General features: G+C 63.7%; 18 protein-coding genes. 4 read left to right on the top strand and 14 right to left on the bottom strand.

The window, feature by feature from the left end; all coding sequences use genetic code 11:
- The first annotated feature begins 101 nt into the window (after window positions 1-101).
- Window positions 102-746 (top strand): pentapeptide repeat-containing protein, encoded by a 645-nt coding sequence (locus R3355_RS09040; protein ID WP_318960918.1) that lies wholly within the window; start codon window positions 102-104, stop codon window positions 744-746.
- Between the two features lie 239 nt (window positions 747-985).
- Here the strand turns inward: R3355_RS09040 and R3355_RS09035 are convergent, their stop codons facing one another.
- The 6 genes from R3355_RS09035 to R3355_RS09010 all read right to left on the bottom strand — a co-directional run bounded on the left by R3355_RS09035 (window position 986) and on the right by R3355_RS09010 (window position 6,932).
- Window positions 986-2,827, bottom strand: a complete 1,842-nt coding sequence (locus R3355_RS09035; RefSeq protein WP_318960917.1) for a nitric oxide reductase activation protein NorD — start codon at window positions 2,825-2,827, stop codon at window positions 986-988.
- A 247-nt stretch (window positions 2,828-3,074) separates the two neighbouring features.
- Complete coding sequence (locus R3355_RS09030; protein ID WP_318947171.1) at window positions 3,075-4,505, bottom strand: cbb3-type cytochrome c oxidase subunit I; 1,431 nt, start codon at window positions 4,503-4,505, stop codon at window positions 3,075-3,077.
- A gap of 3 nt (window positions 4,506-4,508) precedes the next feature.
- Complete coding sequence (locus tag R3355_RS09025; protein WP_318960916.1) at window positions 4,509-4,949, bottom strand: cytochrome c; 441 nt, start codon at window positions 4,947-4,949, stop codon at window positions 4,509-4,511.
- A 331-nt stretch (window positions 4,950-5,280) separates the two neighbouring features.
- Window positions 5,281-5,538: a cytochrome C oxidase subunit IV family protein gene (locus R3355_RS09020; RefSeq protein WP_318960915.1), complete on the bottom strand. Its 258-nt coding sequence runs from the start codon at window positions 5,536-5,538 to the stop codon at window positions 5,281-5,283.
- A gap of 43 nt (window positions 5,539-5,581) precedes the next feature.
- The gene (locus R3355_RS09015) at window positions 5,582-6,169 is read right to left on the bottom strand and encodes a cytochrome c oxidase subunit 3 (RefSeq protein ID WP_318960914.1); all 588 of its coding nucleotides are present in this window, start codon (window positions 6,167-6,169) and stop codon (window positions 5,582-5,584) included.
- On the bottom strand, window positions 6,153-6,932 hold the full coding sequence (locus tag R3355_RS09010) for a CbbQ/NirQ/NorQ/GpvN family protein (protein WP_318947173.1): 780 nt from the start codon (window positions 6,930-6,932) through the stop codon (window positions 6,153-6,155). Before R3355_RS09010 ends, R3355_RS09015 begins: the two co-directional genes overlap by 17 nt.
- A gap of 408 nt (window positions 6,933-7,340) precedes the next feature.
- On the opposite strand from R3355_RS09010, the gene R3355_RS09005 reads away from it, so the two are divergent.
- Together R3355_RS09005 and R3355_RS09000 are read left to right on the top strand one after the other, a co-directional pair.
- On the top strand, window positions 7,341-7,664 hold the full coding sequence (locus tag R3355_RS09005) for a c-type cytochrome (protein ID WP_318960913.1): 324 nt from the start codon (window positions 7,341-7,343) through the stop codon (window positions 7,662-7,664).
- A gap of 193 nt (window positions 7,665-7,857) precedes the next feature.
- On the top strand, window positions 7,858-8,718 hold the full coding sequence (locus R3355_RS09000; protein ID WP_318960912.1) for a LysR family transcriptional regulator: 861 nt from the start codon (window positions 7,858-7,860) through the stop codon (window positions 8,716-8,718).
- A 48-nt stretch (window positions 8,719-8,766) separates the two neighbouring features.
- Here the strand turns inward: R3355_RS09000 and R3355_RS08995 are convergent, their stop codons facing one another.
- The 4 genes from R3355_RS08995 to can all read right to left on the bottom strand — a co-directional run bounded on the left by R3355_RS08995 (window position 8,767) and on the right by can (window position 13,670).
- Window positions 8,767-9,906, bottom strand: a complete 1,140-nt coding sequence (locus tag R3355_RS08995; protein ID WP_318960911.1) for a CBS domain-containing protein — start codon at window positions 9,904-9,906, stop codon at window positions 8,767-8,769.
- A 425-nt stretch (window positions 9,907-10,331) separates the two neighbouring features.
- The gene (locus R3355_RS08990) at window positions 10,332-11,075 is read right to left on the bottom strand and encodes an SDR family oxidoreductase (RefSeq protein WP_318960910.1); all 744 of its coding nucleotides are present in this window, start codon (window positions 11,073-11,075) and stop codon (window positions 10,332-10,334) included.
- Window positions 11,076-11,201: 126 nt separating this feature from the next.
- Complete coding sequence (locus R3355_RS08985; RefSeq protein WP_318960909.1) at window positions 11,202-12,392, bottom strand: NnrS family protein; 1,191 nt, start codon at window positions 12,390-12,392, stop codon at window positions 11,202-11,204.
- Window positions 12,393-13,043: 651 nt separating this feature from the next.
- Window positions 13,044-13,670 (bottom strand): carbonate dehydratase, encoded by a 627-nt coding sequence (can, locus tag R3355_RS08980; protein ID WP_318947162.1) that lies wholly within the window; start codon window positions 13,668-13,670, stop codon window positions 13,044-13,046.
- A gap of 195 nt (window positions 13,671-13,865) precedes the next feature.
- Here can and R3355_RS08975 point away from each other — a divergent pair, with 195 nt between their 5' ends.
- Entirely contained in the window at window positions 13,866-14,543 is a 678-nt protein-coding gene (locus R3355_RS08975) for a Crp/Fnr family transcriptional regulator (protein ID WP_318947161.1), read from the top strand.
- A gap of 85 nt (window positions 14,544-14,628) precedes the next feature.
- Here R3355_RS08975 and R3355_RS08970 read toward each other — a convergent pair whose 3' ends face one another.
- From R3355_RS08970 to ubiU, 4 genes are all read right to left on the bottom strand, one after another.
- Complete coding sequence (locus R3355_RS08970) at window positions 14,629-16,224, bottom strand: methyl-accepting chemotaxis protein (protein ID WP_318960908.1); 1,596 nt, start codon at window positions 16,222-16,224, stop codon at window positions 14,629-14,631.
- A gap of 84 nt (window positions 16,225-16,308) precedes the next feature.
- The gene (gene ubiT / locus R3355_RS08965; RefSeq protein ID WP_413243493.1) at window positions 16,309-16,809 is read right to left on the bottom strand and encodes a ubiquinone anaerobic biosynthesis accessory factor UbiT; all 501 of its coding nucleotides are present in this window, start codon (window positions 16,807-16,809) and stop codon (window positions 16,309-16,311) included.
- A complete protein-coding gene (locus R3355_RS08960; protein ID WP_318960907.1) occupies window positions 16,806-17,693 on the bottom strand; it encodes a U32 family peptidase in 888 nt (295 codons plus the stop codon). The genes ubiT and R3355_RS08960 overlap by 4 nt, the downstream gene beginning before the upstream one ends.
- 10 nt (window positions 17,694-17,703) lie before the next feature.
- Entirely contained in the window at window positions 17,704-18,699 is a 996-nt protein-coding gene (gene ubiU / locus R3355_RS08955; RefSeq protein ID WP_318960906.1) for a ubiquinone anaerobic biosynthesis protein UbiU, read from the bottom strand.
- Window positions 18,700-18,798: the final 99 nt, after the last annotated feature.

The raw sequence follows: 18,798 nt of genomic DNA, 5'->3' as shown, positions 1-18,798 counted from the left end.
CGCACCGGTGCTCCTCGTTCGGGTGCTCTGTCAGGCACCCGACTCCGTATACCTCGGTGCGCACAGCCTAGGCGGCCCGCACCCCCTACCGAGCAATCGCCATGAACTACCTGCCCCTGTTTCTGCCCCTGATTTTGCTGGTGATCGGCAGCGAAGCGTTTGCCGACGAAGTACTGACCATCAACGGCTGCCGCATCGAAGCCGACAGCCAATGCCCCGATGCCGACCTGCGCAATGCCGACCTGAGCAACCAGGACATGCGCCGGATGAACCTGGCCGGTGCCGATCTGCGTGGCGCCAACCTTCGGCACGCCCGCCTCGACCTGGCCAATCTGGAGCAGGCTAACCTGCAAGGCGCCAACCTGACCCGCGCCAGCCTGCAACAGAGCAACCTGCGCCTGGCCGATTTCAGCGAAAGCACCCTGGTGGCCATCCGCGGCTGGGGCCTGTTCGCCCAGGCCGCGCAGTTCCAGAATGCCGATATGCGCGCAGCCGACCTGGAATTCGCTCGCCTGTCCGGCGCCAAACTGCATGACGTCGACCTGCAAGCGGCCAACCTGGAGATGACCTGGCTGAGCAAAGCCGACCTCAAGGGCGCGTCCCTGATCGATGCCAACTTGCAGGAAGTGAAGCTGTCTGGCGCCAACCTTGAAAACGCCGATCTCAGCGGTACGCGCACCCACTACGGCAATTTTCAGGGTGCGTATATGGCTGGCTGCAAGGCGTGTCCGCAGGGTTGGGATTGAGAGCCAATGTTCAACTGTCGCATGCAGACAGTTGCCTTAGCGGCGCTGACCGCGTGCTTGCCGAGTGCCGCGTTACGCCGCCGCGAAGCCGCACCAATGAGCGCGCTGGACAGCGCTTCGATGGGACGGTGCCACGCCAGAGACCACAGCAGATAGCGCCCGGTTGCCAGGTTCGACATTTAACCGACATCTCAACGGTGTCGCGGCACTAGCAGCGCGCACCAAGGCTTCACGATTGTTCATGCCTGGGTCAGCTGCCGATACAACTGCGGCAGGCGCAGCGGCAATTGCTGGGGTTGGCGGATCTGGGTGTAGCCATTGGCGCCGAACATGTATGGCAGGTAATCGCCGGCTTCGCTGTCGATGGTGATGCAGAACGGCAACAGACCCTGACGCCGTGCCTCCAGCACCGCTTCGCGGGTGTCCTCGACGCCGTAGCGGCCCTCGTAGAGATCCAGGTCGTTGGGTTTTCCATCGGTCACCAACAGCAGCAGTTTGCGCCGTTGCTTGCAGGCGCCGAGCAGCACGGTGGCCTGGCGAATGGCCGCGCCCATACGAGTGTAATAGCCGGGCTTGAGCGCCTGGATGCGGCCGCGGGTGTTGTCGTCGTAGCGTTGCTTGAACGACTTGAGTTCCAGCATCCGCACCTGCTGGCGACGCAGGGAAGAAAAACCGTAGAGGGCGAAATCGTCGCCCAGCGCCGACAGGGTCTCACCGAACAGCAGCAGACTGTCGCTGATCACCTCGATCACCCGGTGCTGGTCGTCCAGGTGGGCGTCAGTGGACATCGACACATCTGCCAGCAGCAGGCAGGCCAGGTCGCGCCGGGTGGGGCGCTGCTCCATGAACAGGCCACGCTCGGCGCACTGGCCATGCTGGCGCTCGACATGAAAATCCAGCCAGGCCTGCATATCCAGCTCCGAGCCCTGGGGTTGCTGACGCAGCCACTGGCGATCGTTGCGCAGGTGCTCGAACTGGCGGCGCAGGCGCTTGGCCAGCGGTGCCAGACGCAACGGCAGTGGCTGCGCCTCGCTGCCACGCGGCACCATCATCTGCAAGTTGACGAAATCCTCGCGCAGGCTCTGCTTGCGATAGTCCCACTCCGGCAGCTTGATGCCCTCGCCCAGCAGGATATCGTCGACATCCGCCGGCGGCAGATCGAGGTGCAACTTGAGCCCGCCGCCCTTGCGCAGGCGTTGCTTGGACAGGGCCAGTTCGTCGAGATCCTCGGCGACCCGCGCGGCGTCCAGGTCTTCGCTGTCGTCCGTGCAGCGATCCAGCTCGACATGCTCGGACCAGCTGAACAGGTTCTCCAGGCGGAAGATCAGCAGGCCGCCCTTGCTGGTGCTCTCCTCGACCCGCTTGGCGCGCTTGGGCCCACCCTTGCTTTCGCCCGGAGGGGTCAGCAGGTTGCCCTCGCTTTCCTCGCCCAGGTCACAGGCCTGGGGTTCGCCGAGGTTTTCCGCCGGGTACAGCCACAGCGGCAACGGCCAGGGGGCCAGCTCGCTACGCGGAAAATGCTCGACGCTGCCCGGTTCGCGCAGGGCCTGACAGAGCGCAATCTCCAGCTCGGCCTCGCCCTTGCCCAACGAATCCGGATCCGGGCGCAACTGCAGATGGGCCTCGACCAGGCGCTGGTAGCGCGGACGCAGGGCCGGGTAGCTCTGCAGCAACTGTCGGGTCCAGCGCTGGTTATCGCGCGCCCAGTGACGCATCTCTCCCGCGTGCGCGGCCAGCAGCGCCAGCCAGCGATAGAGGTCCTGATTCAGCGCGACCTCGGGGTACACCGCCAGGCTCGGCGGCAGACGCAGGTTGCTGGCATCGCACCAGGCCACCGGCAGTTGCTTGCAGCTACCGGCCACCTGTTGCAGCAGGGTGCGCCGCAACACCAGGTCACGGGCGCTGGCGGCCTCCACGCCGACCCCGCTGGCGCCGCCCATGGCGCGGAACAGTAACGCCAGGGGCCGCTGCATGCTGGCCAGCTCGACCCGCGCCTCGGGAAAATCCGGGCTGGCGCGGCGGGTGATAAAGCGGTGCCAGACGCTGCCCACCCACTCTTCCAGTTCGACGGTAAAGGCCATCTGCATTACCTCGTTTATGCCTATATCCAATGGGGTTGTTGCAATGGCTAACAGGCCTGTAGGAGCCGAATGCAGTCCTCGTAGGGTGCGCCATGCGCACCAGCGCAGGCTGCATCATCCTTGGTGCGCATGGCGCACCCTACGTATTGCGACCACTCTTCCCCCATGCAACACCTAATGGGTACATAACCAATGCAAAAACGGCCCGCTATACCAGCCGGGCCGAGATTTATTTACTAGGCACCGCTCAGGCCGAAACGGCTATGGCGGCTTCGTCGCGGGCCGTGGCCCGGCCACGCTGCTTGAAGCTGTACAGGTAGCAGAGCAAGCCGATCAGGAAGAACACCCCGGCCACCAGGCGCAGCCAGAAGAACACGGCCAACTGGTCGACGGTACTCATGAACGACAGCGCGGTGCCATCCACCGGCCAGCGTTGCAGTGCCACCTGGACCACGCCTGCGGCGGTGAGGAACAGGGTGATCGCCACCATCGACAGGGTCATCAACCAGAAGCCCCAGATCTCGATGGTCTGTGCCCGCTCATCCGGCGCCTCACCGAGGCCACGCAAACGCGGCATGGCGTAGCTGATCATGGTCATCACGATCATTGCGTAGGCGCCGTAGAAGGCCAGGTGACCATGCGCCGCGGTCAGTTGCGAGCCGTGGGTGTAGAAGTTCACCGGGGCCAGGGTATGCAGGAAGCCCCACACGCCAGCACCGAAGAACGCGGTCACGGTAGTGCCCTTGGCCCACAGGGTGGCGGCGCGGTTCGGGTGTTGCCGACGCCGCTTGCCGACCATGGTGAAGGCGAACAGCACCATGGCGAAGAAGGGTACCGGTTCCATCGCCGAGAAGATCGAGCCTACCCACAGCCAGACCTCGGGCGCCCCTATCCAGAAGAAGTGGTGACCGGTACCGAGGATGCCGGTGATCAGGGCCATGGCGATGATCACATACAGCCATTTCTCGACCACTTCACGGTCCACCCCGGTGACCTTGATCAGGACGAAGGCGAGCATTGCCCCCATGATCAATTCCCACACGCCTTCCACCCACAGGTGCACCACGAACCACCAGTAGTACTTGTCGCGCGCCAGGTTTTCCGGGTTGTAGAAGGAGAACAGGAAGAACACCGCCAGACCGATCAGGCCGGTCATCATGACCATGCTGATGGTGGTCTTGCGCCCCTTGAGCAGGGTCATGCCGATGTTGTAGAGGAAGCCCAGGGCGACCACCACGATGCCCATCTTGGTGATGGTCGGCTGCTCGAGAAATTCCCGGCCCATGGTCGGCAGCAGGTCATTGCCGGTCATCTTGGCCAGGCCCGCATAGGGCACGAACAGATAACCGAGAATGGTCAGCACGCCGGCGGCGGCGAACACCCAGAACAGAATCATCGCCAGCATCGGGCTGTGCAGTTCGCGGTCCGCTTCCTCGGGAATCAGGTAGTAGGCCGCGCCCATGAAGCCGAACAGCAACCAGACGATCAGCAGGTTGGTGTGCACCATCCGCGCCACGTTGAAGGGGATCAGCGGGAACAGGAAGTCACCGACCACGTACTGCAGGCCCATGATCAAGCCGAACAGGATCTGCCCGAGGAACAGCATCAGGGCGAACACGAAGTACGGCTTGGCCACGGCTTGCGAGGCGAATTTCAGATGTGGATTGGCAATGGTCATCTATCAGCCCTCCTTGTTTGGCGGCCAGTCGTTGGTATCGATCTTCGAAGTCCACTTGAGGAACTCCGCCATATCGTCCACTTCCCGCTCGGTCAGATTGAATTGCGGCATCGCCCGGCGGCCTGGAATGCCCAGGGGTTGCGCCTTCATCCAGGCCTGCAGGAACGGCTTGAAGGCCGCATCCTCGCCACGCCGGGTGAACACATTGCCCAGTTCAGGCGCGAAGTAGGCGCCCTCGCCCAGCAGGCTGTGGCAGCCGATACAGTTGTTGTTCTCCCAGACCGCTTTGCCGCGCACCACCGACTCGTTCATCTGCGACTCGTTGCTGCGTTCTGGAAAGGTCTGCTCTGTGTGATAGGTCAGGGCTAGGAATACCAGGAAGAAGAACACGCTCCCCCCAAAGTAGATATTCCGAGCCATGCTCTTGGTGAAGGTCTCTGACATGGTCGCTTCCTCTTTGCTTGGCGTGACCATTCTAGAAAGCCTGCTAACGAAACCTGCTTGATGAAAATCAAGAAAGTCCGATGGTTTTGCTCGGGTATAGCGATGGGGGCGGGAAACGGGGGAAGAGAAGGCGGGAAAATGCGGGTGGCCAGCTTCGGTGGACAAGGCTGCCGTGGCAACCGTAGATCCTATGTTCATGTTCAAGGCTTGCGGCATCGTAGGGTGGACGACGCTTTATCCATCCACCAAATCGCGACGGTGGATGAAAAAGGCGCCAGCTACGCGCCCCGATCCACCCTACACAGGTTTCATAGCCCGGATGCAATCCGGGCTATGAGGAAAACCGCAAGGTCAGCAACACGCCCAACGCCATTGCCACCGGCCAGCCCAGCAGCAACCAGCGCCACATGCGCGGGGCGTGACGCAACTCCATGAAGCCGTCGGCGATCAGCCAGGCCTTGCCCAGGGCCGCGAGCAACACCGCGCCGGCCATCAGCAGGGTCGCCCCGGCATTACCCAGCTGCACGCTGGTCACTGACAGCACGGCCAGCGCCAGCCAGCAGAACATCAGGGTGGTGGAAGCAGACATGGCGACCTCGTCGATGCAGCGCATGGGTCAATGCGCCGCATGGTTAATTCAGGACATAGACCAGCGGAAACAGCAGCACCCAGACCAGATCGACCATGTGCCAATAGAGCACGCCGGACTCCAGCGCGCTGCAATTGCCCGGGCCATAGACGCGGCGTCGACAGCGCTCGGCCAGCCAGCCGAGGATGAACAGGCCGAGCAGCACATGGACGAAATGAAAGCCGGTGAGGATCCAGTACAGGGTGAAGAAGGTGTTGTGCTCCATGCCCAGCCCCGCACCGGCCAGATGGCTGTACTCGCCAAGCTTCAACAGCACATAGACGCTGGCCGACAGCAGCGCCGCCAGCAACAGCCATGCGCCGCGCCGCGCGCGGGCCTGGCGCACCTGCTCCTGGGCCAGCGCGGCGAACAAGCCGGAAGTGAGCAGGCTCAGGGTCAACGCCAGGCCGGTGGAACTGTCGAGCAACTGGCGGCCATCGTGGAACAGCTGCGGCTGCAATGCCTGGGCCACCGCGAAGGTGAGGATCAGCAGGGCGAAAACCGTCAGCTCGGCGAGGATGAAGAACCACATCGCCAGGTCGCCCGGCAGATGCCGAACCGGGCTGGCGACGGCCTCAAGCGAAGTGGACATCGACTACATCCATCAGCGCGGCGACGGTCTGCGGATCGTCCGATAGCGGCTCGGCCAGACAGGCCAGGCAGGCATCCCGCGGGTTCATGCCGGAGCCGATCATGCGCGCGGTGAAGATCAGCAGGCGCGTCGAGGCGACCTCCTCCAGATCATGCTGCTCCAGTCGGCGCAGGGCCTGCCCGAGCTTGACCACCTGCGCGGCCAGCTCGGCACCGACCCGCGCCTCGTTGGCAACGATGCGTTCTTCCTCGGCCACCGGCGGATAAGCGAAACGCAAGGCGACGAAACGCTGGCGGGTACTCGGCTTCATGCCCTTGAGCAGGTTCTGGTAGCCGGGGTTGTAGGACACCACCAGCATGAAACCCGGTGGCGCGCGCAATACCTCGCCGGTGCGTTCCAGATAGAGTTCGCGACGGTCATCGGCCAACGGATGGAGGACCACGGCGGTGTCCTGGCGCGCCTCGACCACCTCGTCGAGGTAGCAGATACCGCCCTCGCGCACCGCGCGGGTCAGCGGGCCGTCCTGCCACCAGGTGCCCTGGGCACCGATCAGATGGCGGCCGACCAGGTCGGCGGCGCTCAGATCGTCATGGCAGGCCACGGTATACAGCGGCAAACGCAGGCGGTGCGCCATGTACTGGACGAAGCGGGTCTTGCCGCAGCCGGTCGGGCCCTTGATCAGCACCGGCATGCCGTGCTGCCAGGCCTGTTCGAACAGCACCTGCTCATTGCCCAGCGGTTGGTAGAACGGCGCATCCAGCACGGCAGCCGTGTCGACTAGTTTCACAGGCGCATTCACAGTCAGTACCTCACCGAGGTGATTAATCATGCCTGCACGCTACCCGCGACCAGCCGCCGTTCTCAAGCCGCGTGCGGGCAACTCTTGATTCCGGTCAAGCCCATCGGCAATCCGCTTGGTTATGCTGCCCCTACAGTTAAATTGATCGATCGTTGGAACTAGCCGATTCACGTCTCAGCCACGCAACTGCTACTGTCTGTACTCGCAAACGAACCCTTTACGAGCATCACGGGTCCATAGCTATAACCGCAGGGATCCGTGCTCGCAGCGAGAGGCTCAGGCAGCGCCCACAAGAAGACGCAAACAGTAACTGCAGCGAAAAATTGGTAGGGCCTATGCCCTGCTCTCAATAGCCTTGAGGAAATAATCATCATGAAGAAAATCCTGATCCCATTGTTCGCCCTGGGGGCTGCGCTGAGCGTGCAACCCGCCTTTGCCGCCGACGCTGCTGCCGCCGAAGCGCTGTTCAAGAGCAAGCCCTGCGCGGCTTGCCACAACGTCGACATGAAGATGGTCGGCCCGGCGCTGAAGGAGGTCGCCGCCAAGTACGCCGGGACCGAAGGCGCCGCCGAATTGCTGGCTGGGCGCATCAAGAATGGCACCGTAGGCGCTTGGGGGCAGATGCCGATGCCGGCTAACCCGGTCACCGACGAAGAAGCGAAGATCCTCGCCGAATGGGTGCTGAGCCTCAAGTAAGCCATCAAGGACGTCACATCCAGCGCTTTTCGCGATCGGCGGTGACGTCCTTACCCCCCTCCTCGCTGTCTATCCGCAGCCCCCGACTGATAGTCCAAGGGATCTGGCGCGCGTTCAATCCACCCTCAGCGCCATACTCCTAGTGTCATACAATGCCGCTTCTCATCAATTCTATTGAAGTGAAGTGCCTGCAATGGACATCGATCTCGCCCGCACCTTTCTGGATATCATGCGCAGCGGCAGCTTCATCGCCACCGCAGAGCGTCTGCATATCACCCAGACCGCGGTGACGGCACGAATCCACAACCTGGAAAACCAGCTCGGCTGCCGGCTGTACGTGCGCAACCGTGCCGGCGCGCGGCTGACCGCCGACGGCGAGCGTTTCGTCGCCTATGCCACCCAGTTGGTACAGACCTGGGAAGCTGCGCGGCGCGATCTGCCCTTGCCTCGCGGCTCCGGCAACCTGATTACCCTCGGTTCTGAAATGTGCCTGTGCAACCCGCTGATGCTGGCCTGGGTACAGCGCCTGCACCAGATTCTGCCTGCGCACGCGGTGCGCAGCGTGGTAACCAGTGGCAGCCTGCTCCAGCAACAACTCGACCTCGGCGTACTCGACGCGGCATTGGTCCACCAGCCGGAATACTGGCCGAACCTGCAGGTTGAACAACTGCTCGAGGAGAAGTTGATCCAGGTGGTGCAGACCCATAACCCCGAGCCCTACATGTATGTCGACTGGGGACCGACGTTTCGCAAATTGCACGACAACGCCCTGCCGGAACACACCCGCACCACCCTCTCCTTCGACCTCGGCCCACTGGCGCTCCAGTATCTGCTGCAATGTGGCGGTCGCGGCTACTTCCGCACCCGCGTGGTGCAGCGCTATCTCGATGAAGGCATCCTCAAGCGAGTGGAGATGGCGCCGGAATTTTCCTACCCGATCTACCTGGTTTACCCCAGAGCGGCCGACAACCCGGCCCTGCACAGTGCACTGCAACTGTTGCGCGAGGTGATCCTGGACGACTTCGACTGGTCACGCTGGGACTACGAGATCTGAAGCGCCAGGGCAGTGTCCGTGACACCACAGCAACACGCCGGCAACGATTCAATCCGGCAGCTGCTTGAGCCAGTTGCGGTATAGCGCCGCGATCAGATCGGTCTGGGTGATCATGCCCACCAGCCGCTCGTGTTCATCCACCACCGGCAGGCAGTGCAGGCCGCGGTCGGAGAGCAAAAACACCAGTTCGACCATGTGCACGTCCTGCTTCACGGCAACCACGGGCGCACTCATGATCGAGCGCAGCTTGGTTCCGCGCAGGTATTTCAGGCGGCCGAAATTGACCCGTGCCTGGCTGGGCTGGAACTGCTTGAGCAGATCGACCAGGGTTACGATGCCGACCAGCTTGCCGCTACCCTCCTCCACTACCGGCAGCGAACGCAGGCGGTGTTCCTGCAGGGTCTGCCAAGCCTGCTGGATAAAGCTGTCCGGCGCCGCCCAATAGAGATCGCGGGACATGATATCGGCCGCGCTGATCTCGCCCATGCTGCGGCGCAAGGCATGTTTCTCGGTTTGCTTGATCAGCCGCTCGAGATCGTCACGGGTGACATCGACATATTCGCCGAATTCCTCGAGAGCCCGATCCATGTCGTCGCGACTGAAGCTCAGACGCTCACCCGGTAATGGATCGCGTGTGTGGTGGCGGTTCTCCCTGGACAGACGCGGTTTTGGGTAGGCGTGGCCGGTCAGGTTGTTGTAAAGCAAGGCTACAGCCACCAGTAGCAGCGAGTTGAGCGCCACCGGATAGAGCAAGGCATACCCCGGGTCGTCGACCCCAAAACCACCGCTGGCGGCCAATACAGCCAATGCACAGCTTGGCGGGTGCAGGCAGCGCAAGGCGAACAGGCAGACCAGCGAGAGGCTGGCGGCCAGCACAGTCGCGGACACGCTGTCCAGCGGGCTCAAGCCCAGGCTGATGCCGATCAGGGCGGCGCACATATTGCCCGCGAGGATCGACCAGGGTTGAGCGAACGGGCTGGACGAAGCACCGAACAGCAGCACCGCGGAAGCAGCGATAGGCGCGGCGATGTGCAAGGTGATCGGTGCCCCGAACCACCAGACGCCAAGCGAAACGCACAGCGACATGCCGATAGCGATACCGATGGCCACGCGCATCCATTCCTGGGCGCGGGCATTGAGTGGCGCGGGGGCGAAAGACCTCAACCATTCGAGACGGTGTTCTTGCATTATTCCTGCCTGGGATCGGGATAGTTGCAATAGCGGATCCTACGCAGGCCAAAAAACCTTCACTGGTCAAGACCGGAACCAATCGCTGGCACAGATGGCGCGGCCAATAGCCGACCATGGCATTCGTGCTCTGGGGAGCAACCGGTCCGGCGGTAGTTGCGGACAGCCGAAACAAGATGGTTTGGCACTTGGTTCGTCCTGTTTGCGCGAGCAAGCACGACCGCCTGCAAGCAGACGCACCGCGCTTATACGCAGCCGCTTTGAGGGTCTCGGCCGGGTTGGCGCAGCAGAAGATGGCGCGTAGGCATTAATGCCTACGCAGTGTGAGGGGGATGTTAATTCATCTCTAATGAATACTATTGCTCCTAACCAGCAAAATTAATGCTCTAAAGAGGTACAGCATGCGCGAGAGGCACAATGTGTCCTCAGCTCAAGGTATAGCCGTTGTCGACTACCCAGTCCTGGCCATAGACGCCGCGCGCGCCGGCCGACAACTGGAACAGGATCACGCTGGCGACAGCCGCCGCGTCGAGAAAGTGACCCGGCAGCAGGCGCCGGGTGACGCTGTCGGCGACCTCATCCAACTGCTCGTCGCTCAACCCCAGGCTGCCCCAGATCGCCGTTGCCGTGGGACCGGGCGAGACCAGATTGATGCGCACACCGACTGGCGCCATTTCCACCGCGAGGGTGCGCGCCTGGGCACTGAGCGCCGCCTTGCTGGCGATATAGGCGGCCAGACCGGGAAAGGTCGAACGGGTGAGGAAAGTGCCGATGAACACCACCGAACTGGGCGCCGCCAGCGTGTCACGCAGCGCCGCCAGGGTATTCAATGCGCCGGCCCCGTTGACCGCCCACTGCCGATCGAATGCCGCCAGGTCGAGGCTCTCGGCCAGTTCGGCGATACCCGCGTTGGGCACCAGATAATCCACCTGTCCCAGTTGCGCTGCGCGCACACCGAGGCTGGCCAGATCCGCGCTCGAGGTGACATCGCCGGCATGCCAGACCAGACGTTCCGGGTAGCTTGCCTGCAGATCTTGCAAGCCGCCCAGGCTGCGCGACATGGCCAGCACCCTGGCGCCGCGCTGCAGCAAAGCGGCGCATAGCGCCAGGCCGATACCTGAACTGGCGCCGGTGACGACGGCCAGACGATCCTGAAACTCGGTTTTCATCAGCTTCTCCGATGCTCGGCAGTGCCGAGCGGCAAGGCCACCCATGCGCAAGGCACAGGCAAGCGGATATCAATGGTTGGGCAGCGCGGCGCAGGCAGCACTGCATGAATAAACGGTCGTCAGCGTTCAGCCCGGGTGGCCATCCACCCGTGGCCTGACCAGCATCGGCCCATAGCGCCAGGCGTAGATGGCCAACGCCAGCGACCAGCCGCTGGCCGACAGCCACAGCCCTGCCAGCGGCCATTGCGGGTAAACCAAGACCCGTGCCACGCAAGCCAGATTGAACAACACCAGGGCCGCGGCCATGCCCGCCGGCAATTGCAACGGCCGGCCGGTATGGCCCAGGGTGACCCGGGCGATCATGGCCAGAATCAGCCCGCTCATGGCGCCCATGGTCAGGCCATGCAAGGCCGCGCTGGGCGTGGCCAGCAGGCCGGCATGCCACAGCGCCAGGCCGACGCAGGCGACGACCAGCCAGAGCATCGCCAGGTGCAGCGACCACAGCAGCGGCACCGCCCAGATGCCCTTGTCGTACCAGCGCGCCAGCCGCAACAGATGCCCCGCCGCCACCGCCAGGAACAGCCCGGCCAGCAGTGGCTGGGCCTGCAGGGCCAGACCGCTGGCGTAGAGCGCGGCGATCAGTCCGGTGCCGAGCAGCAGGGCAATCTCCAACCACCCCCAGGGCTTGACCGCCTCGAGGCGACCCAGGCCGCGCTGGGTGAAGAAGGGAATCACCCGCCCGCCGATCAGGCCCATCAGCGCCGCGACCAGCCACAACCCGGCCAACACGCCACGGCGCTGCAACTCATCGTCGCCCTGCACCAGGCCGGCCATGAGCAGGCCATTGGCCGCAGCCAACAGACTCAACACCACGACGATCGGGTAGTTGCGCTTCTGCCGTACCACCCAGAGCATGCGCGCCATCAGGCCGGCCACCGCAAGCAGGAAGCTCAGCTCGAGCGGAATCAACAGCAGGGGCGGCAAGCCGAACAACCAGGCCAGGCGCGCCGCCAGCCAGAGCCCGGCGAGCACCATCAGGCGCGTGCCACTCAGGCCCGGCTGACCGGTCCAGGTCTGCACCGCGGTCAGCAGAAAGCCGGCGACTATTGCGGCTGCGAAGCCGAACAGCATTTCGTGCCGGTGCCAGGCGAGCCAACCACCGGCGGGCTGCCAGTCCGGGCCGTTGCCGCTCCAGGCCAGCACCCAGAGGACAATGGCCAGCAACGCGAACAGGCTGCCGGCAAGGAAGAACGGGCGAAAGGCAAGACGCCAGATGGGCGGGATACTCAGGGCGGTACGCCGGTCGAGAACGTGCACTGCAGGCCTCCTGAAAAGATCGTCAAGCACCCGGCAAGCAGCTGCTTGAGCAGCACCAGCCGGAGCATTACAGCTGCATGGGAACTGGCAGCCGTTACGTTCTTTTTACAGGGAGCAAGTGCTTTGGCGACTTGACCGCGATCAGCTTTGCGCTCCAGGCATCTAGATGACGCTGAGCGGACGCGGGGCTCGCATCCACCGCCTGGGACCTCGAATAGAGGCTCGTATCGGTCAGGGTGGCCACTTCAGACAAACACAGGCCATAGGAGCAGCCGGCGCAACACGTCCGCAGGATGGGTGGGGCCGCCTAGGTGGGGCCGCCTGGGTCGGCCCGCGCAGGCTGAGCGCAGCGATACCATCCGGCGATTGATGCCTGTACCCGTTGGCAGGGCGAATATCGCTGAGGGGTAACGCCGCGTTTAAAATGCAGCCTACCTGACATCGTCGTGGCAGCTAACCCACGCGACCCGACCCATCCTTGTATCGCGACTATTCCCGACTGATCATCGGAGGAGTGCCAAAAAGACGTACCCCTCCTCAGGCCCCGAGCCTGTTTCGTAGATAGTGCTCCGGCCCTCCACACTCCCTCGCAAGGTTCGAACGGTATCTAGGATCCTGCGCGGATCGGCAGGCATCCGCGTCCGCCTGTACTCACTGATCATAGAGAAAGCTGTCGTCGAGCTGATCCGCGCCGCTGACCGTCACTTGCAGATCGTTGACCAGACCGTCGGTAAGCCCGTAGATCCAGCCGTGCACCGCCAGCGGCTGGCCGCGTTTCCAGGCGTTCTGCACGATGGTGGTATGGCAGACATTGCGCACCTGGCGCTGCACGTTCAGCTCGCACAACAGGTTGACCTGGGCTTCCGCTTGCAAGCCGTGAAAACGTTCCAGATTCTGGTGATAGAGCGCCTTGAGCGCCCGCAGCCAGTTGTCGATCAGGCCCAGCGCCTCATGCCCCAGGGCCGCGCGCACCCCGCCACAGCCATAGTGGCCACAGACGATCACCTGTTTGACCTGCAATACGTCGACCGCGTATTGCAGTACCGAGAGAAAATTCATGTCGGTGGCCACCACCATATTGGCCACGTTGCGGTGCACGAACAGCTCGCCCGGCATCAGGCCGACCACCTCATTGGCCGGCACCCGGCTGTCCGAGCAACCGATCCAAAGAAACTCCGGCCGTTGCTGCCGCGCCAGACGGGCAAAGAACTCCGGATCCCTGGCCTTGAGCGACTCCGCCCAGAAGCGGTTATTGGCCAACAGTTGTTCTACGTCCATCGAAGCTCCCGATCTCCCCGGCGACGGCAAGGGCATGGCGAAGGATAGGCATGCTCCACCCGGGGCAGAATTGTCGGCGGTCAAGAATCCATCGACCTGCCTCCTCTTCATCGCAATGCCTCCAAAGAGGTAGTGCCTAGGAGGAATGTTCCCGCCCGGCTGGCACACCTAAGATGGTGCCTACTGAGGTGAACCATGCTGAGCGACTCTACGACCCTTGCCATTCTGCGCGAGCACCAGTTGTTCGACAGGCTGCCCGACAGCGCTTTTCAGGAAGTCGGCAACCTGGCGATTCATCGACGCTTGCACAGCCTCGACATCCTCTTCCACCAGGGCGATCTGGCGGAGCGTTTCTACCTGCTGCTCGAAGGACAGATCATCCTGACCCGCGTGCTGCCGGAAGGTAACGAAAAACTGGTCGAGGTCATCCAGCCAGGGCAGATTTTTGCCGATTCCCTGCTGTTCTGCGACTCCCGCCACTACCCGGTAACCGCCAGCGCACTGAAACCCAGCAGCCTGGTGAGCATCGATGGTGCCCACTATCGGCACCTGCTCGAAGTACAGCCGAGTATCTGCCTGAAACTGCTGGCCAGTTTCAGTACCCGCCTGGACCAGCGACTGGCTGAAATCGACACCCTGGCCGTGGCCAATGCCAGCCGCCGGGTAGTGCGCTTCCTCTGTCAGGAACAGGCGGCCGGCAATGGCCAGATCAAACTCAGCGTGCCGAAACGCCTGATTGCCTCGCAGCTGGGGATCCAGCCGGAAACCTTCTCGCGCATCCTCCATCGGCTGATCGATGCCGGGCTGATCGCCATGGAGCGGCGCAATATCCGCATCATCAATACGCCCAGACTGGCCAGCTACTACGAGTGAAATAGGCCGCGGGATGTTCTGCCGCCGCTTCGACATCACTGCCCAGGTGTGATGGGCAGACGTGCTCTGCCCATCGTTCGCCCGATCAACCCTGCAAACGGAAACGCCCGGTCAACACCTGCAGCCCATCCATGCTGCGGGTGATGGCCTGGCTGGTAGACGCGGTATCGCGGGTAGACACAGCTGCCTGATCGGCGACTCCAGCGATATGGGTCAGCGAACGGTGCATGTCGTCGGCCACCTGGCACTGCTCCTCGGCCGCCGTGGCGATCTGGTTGGTCATGCCGCGAATGGTCTGCACCGCACCGACGATGTTTTCCAGCGCGCCCTGGGCGGCTTCGATCTGCAGCAAGGTGGCATCGCTGCCCCGCCGCGATTCGTCCATGGCCCGGCCGGCGCGCCCGGTCTGCTGCTGCAGGCGTCCGATCAGGCCGCTGATCTCGCCGGCAGAACTCTGGGTTCGCGCGGCCAGGCTGCGCACCTCGTCGGCGACCACGGCAAAGCCGCGGCCCTGTTCCCCTGCCCTGGCGGCTTCGATGGCGGCATTCAGCGCGAGCAGGTTGGTCTGGTCGGCAATCGCGCTGATCACCTCCAGCACCCGACCGATTTCCTGACTGTCGGCGGCCAGCTGCAACATCAATTCGGATAATCCATCGACATGCCCGGACAGTTCGCGAATGGCGGTGACCGAACTGCGCATGACTTCACGACCATTGCCAGTCTCGTCGTCGGCCGTATCGGCCGCCGTCGCCGCCGCCACGGTGCTGCGCGCAACCTCCTGGGCGGTGGCAAGCATTTCCTGCATGGCGGTGGCCACCTGGTCAATCTCGGCTTGCTGGCCGACCACGCTGCGTGCACTCTCGCCGGCAACTGCAGCCATGTGACTGCAGTGACCATCGGCCTGATCGGCGGCCAGGCGCACCGCGCGGATCATCTCGCCGACCTGCTGCAGCAGTCGGTTGTAGGCGCTGCCGATCTGCCCCAATTCATTGTCGGTATAAGCCACCGCCAATTGCTGGGAAAAATCGCCCTGGCTGACCCCCTCGAGCCTGCCGCGCAGCTCATCGAGCTGGCGCATCAGCCAGCTCATCCCGGCCACCCGACCGAGTATCACCAGCAACAGGATGGCCAGGGTCGAACCCAGCGCCACCCACAGCTGCACAGTGGCGCTGCGGTTGGCCGCGGCCGACATCAACAGCACCACGTCGTTGCTCGCGGCGAGCAGGGCTTCCGAGTCGCGGCCCAGCATTGTCAGCGCGGCGCTGTCGCCCCGGGCAACAGCCAGCACCAAGGTGCGGTAACGGTTCCAGGCCTGATCGACCTGGCGCAGACGCTCTTGGGCGGCCGGCAGCTCCACCGCGGCGACGCCCTGTCCCGGATCGCCTTGCACCAGCAGGCGATGAGCGCGCTCAAAGCGTTGCAGGGTCGCCTCCAGGCTCGCCAGCGGCAACGCCCCTTGCGCGACCAGCAGGCTTTCCTTGGCCATTTTCTGGCTGAGCATGCGTTGCGCACCGGCCATGTCCAGTTGCCGGGCATCCTGGTCGGAGCTGAACAGCACCCCGGCGGTGAGTGCTGCACAGAGGAAAATCAGGCTGTAGGAGAAGAAGAACTGGGTGTTGAGGGTGCGCAGGCCAAAACCGCGCAATAGCCACTGAATTCCGTGCGCCAAGGTGTCAGACATATCGAGTCCTTTTGCATCATGCAATTTGATTGATCATCGTCAGAACCGCGCCACATCATTTGGCGTAGTTGCTCTGCAGCTCGCTTACGCAACCACCTCGGCCTTGGCCTGCTTCACTGGAATTTCAACCGCCTCGCCCAGCGCGCAGATCAACTGCCACAGGCGCGGCGGCAAGCCGTCGGGGTCGAGGCTGTCGAGCAGGTTCTTGATGCCCAGACCGAGGTCGGTATCGCCCTCGATCATCAGGCGGCGGCGGAAAAACAGGGTATCCGGGTCCTCCTGACGGCTGGCCAACAACAGGAACTCGCGCCAGTTGCCGCGGATGCAGACATCCACCGGCGCTTCGGCCGCGATGCGCAGGCCGCTCTTATCGCGGGTCAGGCACCAGGCCAGCTGCAAATCGCTGATTTCCAGACGCAGCCAGCGGCCCTGCAGCAGGTCGAATTCACCCGCCGCCAGGGGTTCGGCAAACAGCCGGGCAATGACCTTTTCCAGCACCAGGCGCTGCAGTGGGAATGGCACATGGCGGCCCAGCGGCAAGAATGGCGGGCCGACACGCATGGCCAGGCGGGCAAAGGTCTTCATAACAGCACCTCGTCGGCGCGCAGCATGCCGGGGCGACCGTGCCAATAGCCGTTGCAGCCTTCCACCGCCAGGGGCGGCAGCGCGCCGCAACGCACCGTATCGAAGGCCGCAATAACCCCGGCCATACCTTCGGCGCGCGGGCTCAAACGCAGCAGGTCGGCGCCAGCCGCGGCCAGTTGTGCATAGTCGGCGAGCAGGTTGTTGACCTTGGCCGACATGGTCTGGATGCCGTTGAGGGTGAACAAGGCCTCGCCCTCCTGGCTGTGCAGCACGATCCCTTCCGGGAAACTCTCGCAGCAGATCTGGCAGTCGTCCTTGGGCCGGTTTTCCGCGCGGGCGGTAAAGCAGCGTGCCGAGTAGGCCAGTGGCAGATGCCCGTAGGCGAACAGCTCCACCTCGGGGCGCGCCAGGCCGAGGCCGTCGAGTTGCTCCAGGGTGTTGCGGATCAGCGCGCCGGAGCATTCGACCGGCGGTACCCAGCGCTGCAGGCCGCAGTCGATCAGCTCGGCCAGGGCGTGGCCGTTGTACAGGTTGAGGGCGGGACCACCGACGAAGGGCAGCTTGCGCTCGCGCAGCAACTGCACCGCGCCCATGTCGTTGGCTTCCACCAGCAGTTCGCCGTTGTCGCACAGGCGTTTCAGGCTCGACAGCTCGGAAGCCGCCTCGACCAGCGCCAGGCCAGAAAGCACCAGCTCGGCACGGCTGCATTCACCCAGCTCGCGGGCCAGGCCGAGCCAGTCATCCAGACCGAGGGCGCGACGCTTGGAGCACACCGTCTCGCCGAGGTAGATGACATCGAGTGGCTGCTCGGCCATTTCGGCATAGAAATCCAGCAGTTTCTCGCGGCTCCAGTAGAACAGGACGGGGCCCAGACTGAGCTTCATGATGGTCTCCTCATTGCCAGGAACGATGGTAGGCGCCCAGCGTGGTCTGGCTGCCCTCGGACAAGCTGTCCAGTGCGCTGCGCCACTGCGGCTGCACCGTGAAATTCTGTGGCGCGCGGGCATAGGCATCCAGCGCCGAGCGCCAGACCCGGGTGACCTGCTCGACATAGGCCGGGCTGCGCTGGCGTCCCTCGATCTTCACTGCGCTCACGCCGATGGCGGCGAGCTGCGGGATCAGGTCGAGGGTGTTCAGGCTGGTCGGTTCCTCCAGGGCATGGAAGCGCTGACCGCCAACCAGGAAGCGACCCTTGCACAGGGTCGGGTAACCGGCCGGCTCATCCTTGCCATAGCGGTCGATCAGCACGCCATTGAGCCGCGAGCTGAGCCCCTCGGCATCTTCCTGCCAGCGCACCGCCTTCGCCGGCGAACAGACGCCGCACAGGTTGGGCGATTCTCCGGTGAGATAGGAGGACAGATGGCAGCGCCCCTCGGCCATGATGCACAGGCTGCCGAAGGCGAACACCTCGATCGGCACCGGACTCTTCTCCGCCACCTGGCGCACCTGGGCCAGCGACAGCACCCGCGGTAGCACCGCGCGGCGGATGCCGTAGCGCTGCTGATAGAGCGCCAGCGCGGCGGCATTGGTCGCCGAGCCCTGTACCGACAGGTGCAGGTTGAGGTTGGGATGGCGGCGGCTGGCATAGGCCAGAACCCCCGGATCGGCGGCGATCAGGGCATCCACCCCGAGCGCCGCGGCCTGGTCGACCGCACGTTGCCAGCGTGCCCAGCCATCCGGCTGGGCATAGGTATTGACCGCGATATAAAGCTGCCGGCCCTGCTCACGGATTAGCTGCAGGCCGCTTTCCAATTGCTTGTCGTCGAGGTTCAAGCCCGAGAAATGGCGGGCATTGGTGTCATCGCGAAAACCGACATAGACGGCGTCGGCGCCCTGCCGAACCGCGGCCTTGAGGGCAGGCAAGCTGCCTGCGGGACAAACCAGTTGCATGGAAACTCCTTGCGGACGGGATACTGCCGGGCACTGTAGGGGTTGGCTCCGGACGAGGCCTTGACCGCGGTCAACAAGCCTCGACTCGCCAGGCCCACG

The organism is Pseudomonas sp., from assembly GCF_033723075.1.
In the GTDB taxonomy this organism is placed as follows: Bacteria; Pseudomonadota; Gammaproteobacteria; order Pseudomonadales; family Pseudomonadaceae; genus Aquipseudomonas.
Note: the sequence above shows the minus strand (reverse complement) of the source record. Positions and strands in the feature narration are given on the sequence as shown.